Origin of the sequence: Mycobacterium sp. 94-17 (assembly GCF_035617725.1) — a bacterium.
GTDB lineage: Bacteria > Actinomycetota > Actinomycetes > Mycobacteriales > Mycobacteriaceae > Mycobacterium.
Map to the genome: position 1 here is coordinate 1 of NZ_JAPIYN010000064.1, position 1175 is coordinate 1175.

1 protein-coding gene is annotated in these 1175 nt (G+C 64.3%); it reads left to right on the forward strand.

The window, feature by feature from the left end; genetic code table 11:
• Positions 1-1154 (forward strand): IS481 family transposase (locus OQ789_RS25615; RefSeq protein ID WP_324689199.1); only part of this gene is annotated, 1154 nt, incomplete at its 5' end.
• Between the last annotated feature and the right edge of the window lie 21 nt (positions 1155-1175).

A 1175-nucleotide genomic window follows, 5' to 3' on the forward strand; every position in this document is an offset into this window, starting at 1 on the left:
CTGTCACCCAGGCAGCACGGGTTTATGGCCTGTCTCGCCAGCACATCTACCGGTTACTGGCCCGCTATCGCCAGGGCGGTCTCGACGGTGTCGATCCACGCTCGCGGCGGCCCGCCAGCAACCCCCGAGCCACCAGCGACGCGGTCATCGCTGCGGTAGTGCTGCTGCGCGAACAACTCGGCGCTGAGGGCCTCGATGCCGGCGCACAGACACTGCAATGGCACCTCGCCGACCGCGGCTTGCCCGTGCCGTCGACCTCCACGATCCGGCGCATCCTGCACCACCACGGCCTGATCACACCCCAGCCACGCAAACGACCTAAAAGCTCCTACATCCGCTTTGAGGCCGCCCAGCCCAATCAGTGCTGGCAATCCGACTTCACCCACTGGAGTCTGGCCAACGGCGCCGACGTCGAAATCCTCAACTGGCTCGACGACCACTCCCGATACCTGCTCTACTGCACTGCGTATCACCGCGTGGGCGGAGGTGACGTCGTGTCCAGCTTCACCGACGTGGTCAACACCTACGGGCTACCAGCATCCACACTGACCGACAACGGTTCGGTCTACACCTCACGGTTCACCCACGGCCACAACGACTTCGAGCGCCTACTGGCCAGCCTGGGCATCACTCAAAAGAACGGCCACCCCGGACACCCGCAAACCCAGGGCAAAATCGAACGCTTCCACCAAACCCTCAAACGCTGGCTAGCCCCACGACCCCGTCCAGCCACCCTGGCCGATGCGCAAACGCAGCTCGACACCTTCCGCGAGATCTACAACACCGCCCGCCCACACCGCGCCCTACCCCAACGCCGCACACCCGCCCAGGCCTACGCCGCACTGCCCAAAGCCAGCCCACCATCAACGGCCAACGAACACTTCCGCATCCGCCACGACACCGTCGACCAATTCGGCAAACTCACCCTGCGCCACGGCAGCCGCCTGCACCACCTCGGCATCGGACACACCCACGCCCACACCCCCGTGCTCATCCTGGTCACCACCACAACCGTCACCGTCATCAGCAAAACCGGCCACCAACTCATCGCCAGCCACCACATCGACCCCGACCACAACTACTGGCGCAACCAACAGAAAAACCCCGGCCGATGGCCGGGGCGATCTGTAACCGATGACGCGACTCATGTGTAACCCATGACTCGACTCATCACA